6 protein-coding genes are annotated in these 4,930 nt (G+C 53.6%); 4 read left to right on the top strand and 2 right to left on the bottom strand.

Annotated features, from left to right (window positions below):
* The first annotated feature begins 14 nt into the window (after positions 1-14).
* Positions 15-137, top strand: coding sequence for an integrase core domain-containing protein (locus tag ACKLNI_RS00635; RefSeq protein ID WP_413716966.1), 123 nt, complete (start codon positions 15-17; stop codon positions 135-137).
* Between the two features lie 478 nt (positions 138-615).
* On the opposite strand, the gene ACKLNI_RS00640 is transcribed toward ACKLNI_RS00635, so the two are convergent.
* The gene (locus ACKLNI_RS00640; protein ID WP_413717056.1) at positions 616-822 is read right to left on the bottom strand and encodes a cold-shock protein; all 207 of its coding nucleotides are present in this window, start codon (positions 820-822) and stop codon (positions 616-618) included.
* Positions 823-1,580: 758 nt separating this feature from the next.
* Here ACKLNI_RS00640 and ACKLNI_RS00645 point away from each other — a divergent pair.
* Both ACKLNI_RS00645 and ACKLNI_RS00650 read left to right on the top strand, forming a co-directional pair.
* Positions 1,581-2,045: a hypothetical protein gene (locus ACKLNI_RS00645; RefSeq protein ID WP_413717057.1), complete on the top strand. Its 465-nt coding sequence runs from the start codon at positions 1,581-1,583 to the stop codon at positions 2,043-2,045.
* Positions 2,046-2,097: 52 nt separating this feature from the next.
* Positions 2,098-2,346 carry a ParB N-terminal domain-containing protein gene (locus ACKLNI_RS00650; RefSeq protein ID WP_413717058.1) on the top strand — a complete coding sequence of 83 codons (249 nt, stop codon included), beginning with the start codon at positions 2,098-2,100 and terminating at the stop codon, positions 2,344-2,346.
* 84 nt (positions 2,347-2,430) lie between these two features.
* Here ACKLNI_RS00650 and ACKLNI_RS00655 read toward each other — a convergent pair whose 3' ends face one another.
* Positions 2,431-2,637: a cold-shock protein gene (locus ACKLNI_RS00655; RefSeq protein WP_413717060.1), complete on the bottom strand. Its 207-nt coding sequence runs from the start codon at positions 2,635-2,637 to the stop codon at positions 2,431-2,433.
* 1,091 nt (positions 2,638-3,728) lie between these two features.
* Between ACKLNI_RS00655 and ACKLNI_RS00660 the strand changes: the two genes are divergently transcribed.
* Complete coding sequence (locus ACKLNI_RS00660) at positions 3,729-4,343, top strand: DUF6854 domain-containing protein (protein WP_413717059.1); 615 nt, start codon at positions 3,729-3,731, stop codon at positions 4,341-4,343.
* Positions 4,344-4,930 lie beyond the last annotated feature (587 nt).

A 4,930-nucleotide genomic window follows, 5' to 3' on the forward strand; every position in this document is an offset into this window, starting at 1 on the left:
AAGCTCAGATCGTCATCAATCACTGGCTCAGGCAGTACAATCACACCCGGCCGCATCAGGCACTCAACATGCGCCCGCCCGTTCCTGAAACCCTATTAGAGAAACCCCTGATCAGTGGCCCATACACAGGGGGCTAGACAAAAGCGGACACCAGCGTATCGAATATCCGAATAAGAAAATGTCTTGCAACGGTTTTCCAGGTCAGGAGGAAGCGGCGAGGTTCGATCTCGCCGCTTCTCCATCCGGCCCCTCCCTTGGAGTGCGCATTCGGCATTCTGAAATGCTCTCCAAGACCGGACGTCTCAGACTGAGCGTGCTCATAACAGAGCTACGCTCATCGGTCTGGTTTCGATACGCGCTTGTTTTCGGCATTTTCTGTAAAACACTCGGTACGTTCCAGGCGAGCTACCCTGAGAGCTTCTGACAGGGTTCGCCGCCTTTCAGACTCTTCCATCACGATCATCCTAGCAGCCTGAGCGGTTCTATCTTCCGGCGTCAAAGGGCGTTCGGGTGCCTCGCGAAACAACCGTTCGGCGGCCTGCTTGTGTTCCCTGAGGCCTCGCGGAGCAGATGGCCTTTCGCGCGTGCTCGAATTGGAGAACCGTGTGTAGGGACTCATGCGAGCGCCATATTGGCGACGAATTGGCGACCATCGCCGTCCGTCACGATATCAAAACTAACGTCTTGCCCGTCGACCAGCCCGTCAAGCCTGGCTGCTTCCAATGCAGTCCTGTGGACGAACACGTCCTTTTCTCTGTTCTCCGGTTGGATGAATCCAAATCCCTTAGCGGCATCAAACCACTTCACAGTGCCTTTGGTCATAGAAAATAATCCCTGCATTCCTGCTGCCCACGAAACGTGGCAACCCGGCTAGGTTGGTCCATAAAAGCAGACTGATGTAGAGAGAGACAGAGTGCCGTTGCGAACAACGTTGCATATTTACATTAGCCGAAATCATACGAGCACACAAGCTTGGCATCATATCGAAACGAAATTTGCAAAGCCGTCGTCATTGCAACGCAGCGTAAGAACGATTAACTCTCGGATCGTAAGTTGAAGCACCTTTGCGTTCGTGCTCCCCGATTCTGTTTCGGCTTCCAGCGTTTTCTACCGGAATTGTAGCCCCTGTTCCCGGAGCGGGTTCAGGCTGGAGGTATCATGATCTTGCCTGCACGAAACCAAAGTCTCGATGTTCGCACGGTGCAGCCGTGGTAGCGCGCAAGAGCGATGCGGGCAGTTCATTAAACGACCGCCTTGGAAGAAATCTCAAAGGCAAAAGATCGTTTCGGTTTCGGAAAGACCTGCGGAACGTTTTGATAGGCTTGCTGTTGATACTGACTATCACGATTGCGGCTTTCCAGCTTCTCATTCGAAGCTCGTGACATCACCGCCAACTCATGGAGAGTTTCTTGGCCATATCCAATTTAAAGAAAAAGAAGAACAAGACGCGTGCCGCTGGGATCGGCTCCGGGCCCATCATCGAGGATGAATTCGGAAACCACAAAATTCGCGCCGGACAGTTGAACGGCGAATTTGTGGCGCGCGCGTTTCCTAAAAACGGGACCAGGAGCCAAGGGTTGATGGCAGAGGCGAAAGGCGCGTCCGAAATCGATGCAATTGAAGCTCTGAAGTCGTTGCTATCCGAACGCGAAACGAACCGAAAGGCCACGCGACGATGGGAGGCGCGGTCGGAATCATCTGTGCCAACACAGGAAGAGTTCCTTGAAGCGCTTCGCCAGACGAATTTGTCGGCATCCCAGCGGTCTATCCTAAAAGCCCACGCGCTGGCCGGGGAGGATGGCCTGGTCGCGGTTTCGATCATGAACGCAGGAGGATACAGATCCCAGGACGCCGCGATCAAGGCTCTTGCCAAAGCAGGTGCGCTTATGGCCGACTTCCTCGGAGTGGACCTGTCCATAGGCAACGGTGACGGACTGGAAACAGCCATTGGTTTCGTTGGATATCGAAAGACTGTCGAGACCGATGTGCCTCTGCATCTGATCCTACACAAAGAACTGCGCGAAGCGGTCTGGCAAACACTGTAGAGTGCTCGTGCAAATGGAAGTTTTGCAAGTTTCGCCGAAAGACGACATCTGAATGCTCGAAAAGAAAAAGTTTCCGATCGAAATTATTTACGTGCCGACAAAGCGCATAAAGACCCTCGACCCGGAGAAGGTAATCGCTCTCGCGAACGACATACTGGAGAATGGTCAAACGACCCCAATCCGAGTGCGGGCAGACGGCGGGCGCTTCGTTCTGATCGAAGGATTGCACCGGCTAGAGGCGCTGCGCGCCTTGGGCGAAGAAACGATCGAAGGATTTATGGTTCGCGCTCGGCTGCATTAGAGCAACTCTATGGATACATGCGAACCGGGTCTTTTTTGGCTTTTTGAACTGTTCGGGCGCTTAAGAGCGCCCGAACATGAGCAATCAGGCGAGAGCCAGGTTGTCAGCGCTTTCGCGACCGTCGCGGCCTTCTTCGACGTCATAAGTCACCTTCTGGTCGTCGGCGAGCCCCGTCATTCCAGAGCGCTCCAGCGACGAGATGTGGACGAAGACGTCCTTGCCGCCCGTTTCAGGTGCGATGAAGCCGAAGCCTTTTGGGGTGTTGAACCATTTCACTGTGCCATTGGCCATATCCGTGGTCTCCTGTTCCTTGGCGCTGCCCGCAATACGCCGCAGCCTGGCAATTTCAGTCTGGGTCGATCGACTGAGAGCCGAGTGAACGGAGGCAGAGGTTCGAAAAAGAATAACGATAGCCCTGTTCGCATGATCGTTATTGCTCGGTGCCGCATGGGGCTGGCCGAGATATCTTTCAGACACACCCTGCGTCATATGTCCGATGATGATTGACAACGGACAGGCCAGGCCCATCGTTACGTTTGAGGAACGAAAGACAAGGTATATCGAAAAAGCGCCTCATTCTTGAGATTAGCACTTCAGAGATGTTCATCTGGAGAATCCCGCGTCAGTTGACCTTCGACACAGGCTTGCCAGAGGACGCCGTCTTCGAGGGCGGCATTGCTGCACGTTTCCAGTTATTTCGAGGGTTCCGAGGTTTGCTGGGCTGGCTCAGAAATTCCTTCAAATCCAACTGTTTCTTGGGAGACGAATAACCCATAAGGTATCCTTTCACGCTGGTGACTGGGAAAATCGATCGTGATGGCCAAGAAACCGGCTTGAATGGTTTGGCGAAAGGCGCGATTTTCGAAAAACGGATGCGCGAAAGGCCTTCTAGACAGTCGCATCAATCAGTTCCGGCTATTCCGGAACGTCTCCTCTATATGGGCAGGTCGGACTGGATCTTCAATGGAACGGTCGAAATAGGTCCACCTTTGGTGCAGGTTGCGCGAATGGCGGTCTATTCCCGCGTTATGGGAGTTCGAGCCGGCTCCGATTGTTCGCTTGCGTCGACTGTATGAAAGGGCCAGCAGCCGCCGTCGCGTCTTTTTCGATCAACGGCAGTTTTGTCCGCCTAGCAGACGCTGGGCGAAAACCGCTCCATGACCGCTTCGAGCCCGGAGCAGTCGTTTCTTTTTTCGAGAAGAGATAACTTTATTCTGTAATAATACTAAGACGCGATCTCTGCATTTGTGGTATGAGACACGAAATCCGCTCGCATCCAATTGCGTCCGGTTAGAAGAAACGTCCCCTTTGGCAGCTCAAGGCCAGCTTCCTGTCTTCAGTGAATGCCGCTTAGGCGGCACATTCCACGGGAGGTAAAATCAATGTCTTCACCGAAATATATGATGGTTACTGTAGCCAAGTGTTCTCCTCGGCAGTACGGCGAGGCAATCGGACACTTGGATGGCTTGGCAAAAGACCTCAAGAGCGGTGCTGGCGCCGTCACCACACGGCATGGCATCATGGCTACTGGTGAGCATACGGGGCAGCTGGTCCTGTTTCAGACCTATACCGAAATGAACGGGATCGATCGGGCTTTCGGGGTGTATGAAAAGTCTGCCGCTTACAAAGGCCTCGTAAATGATATCGGGGTGTCAGTGACCTTAAGAAATATAATGAGGATAGAAGACTTGGGGCTAAAGAGCCCATCCAATGAGGCTCCTGCCTATGGGGTGGTGACCAGAGCAATCTCATCCGGGTTGGAGCTGGACAGGATGGGCGCAGTGGTGCCGCACTTCGAGAACAACGGAGCTATGATCTTTCGCTATTGCACGATCCTGACAGGGCCTGCGGCAGGACACCGCCTCTTGGTTGTTGGGTACCCAAGCATGGACGCAATAGAAAAGACGTATGACACCCTGCGAGGAAGTGCCGAGTACAAGGCCGTGCTCGAAACACATGAAATCGAGTGGCGCAATATCATCCGGATAACCGGATAAACCAACTGCGCAAACCACCACGGTTGGCGCGGTTTGGCGCCAACCGGATGCTCGGCGGATCCAGTAGATGGATTGCGAACGACGCATAGATTTCCCGGTCAGTAATGCCGCTTCCGGGCTCAACGGAAGCATCGCATATCTTTCGCCTAGCGATCGCTCCGCGGAAGAACAGCCGCAAGCAGTGCACGGTAGCAATAAACGTTCCAATATACTTCGCCTTATGCCTTTAAGGGATGGCGGCCCCTTTCATTTTCTGTTGAAGGCAAATTTGGACTTTGCTCTGAGTCCTGGTCTTACTGAGTCAGCTACGGGTTCTATCCAGATGGATAGTTCGACAACATTTCCTGCAAATCAGTGTTATGTTTAGGCGCTGCCATATTTTGAGGCCAATTTCGGGGAGAGTTGGCTGGACTTTGTGGGGGCAGTCTCGGTCGCTTGGGACACCCCAGTGTCCTTCCCCCCTAGAACTGGGCCATTACTTTGGCCGCGAGAGGGGGATTGGGCATGGCGAGGAAGCGACATTCAGACGAAGACATCTTGAAGCTGCTGCGTGAGATTGAGCTGAAGCTGACGGCTGGTGGTGATGT

The organism is Silicimonas lutimaris (genome assembly GCF_047314965.1).
Classification (GTDB): Bacteria; Pseudomonadota; Alphaproteobacteria; order Rhodobacterales; family Rhodobacteraceae; genus JAVJUV01.

Excerpts from the sequence above, each read along its gene's own strand:
- ACKLNI_RS00660 (WP_413717059.1), top strand. The coding sequence starts at position 3,729 with ATGTCTTCACCGAAATATATGATGGTTACTGTAGCCAAGTGTTCTCCT.
- ACKLNI_RS00650 (WP_413717058.1), top strand. The coding sequence starts at position 2,098 with ATGCTCGAAAAGAAAAAGTTTCCGATCGAAATTATTTACGTGCCGACA.
- ACKLNI_RS00645 (WP_413717057.1), top strand. The coding sequence starts at position 1,581 with ATGGCAGAGGCGAAAGGCGCGTCCGAAATCGATGCAATTGAAGCTCTG.
- ACKLNI_RS00640 (WP_413717056.1), bottom strand. The coding sequence starts at position 822 with ATGACCAAAGGCACTGTGAAGTGGTTTGATGCCGCTAAGGGATTTGGA.
- ACKLNI_RS00655 (WP_413717060.1), bottom strand. The coding sequence starts at position 2,637 with ATGGCCAATGGCACAGTGAAATGGTTCAACACCCCAAAAGGCTTCGGC.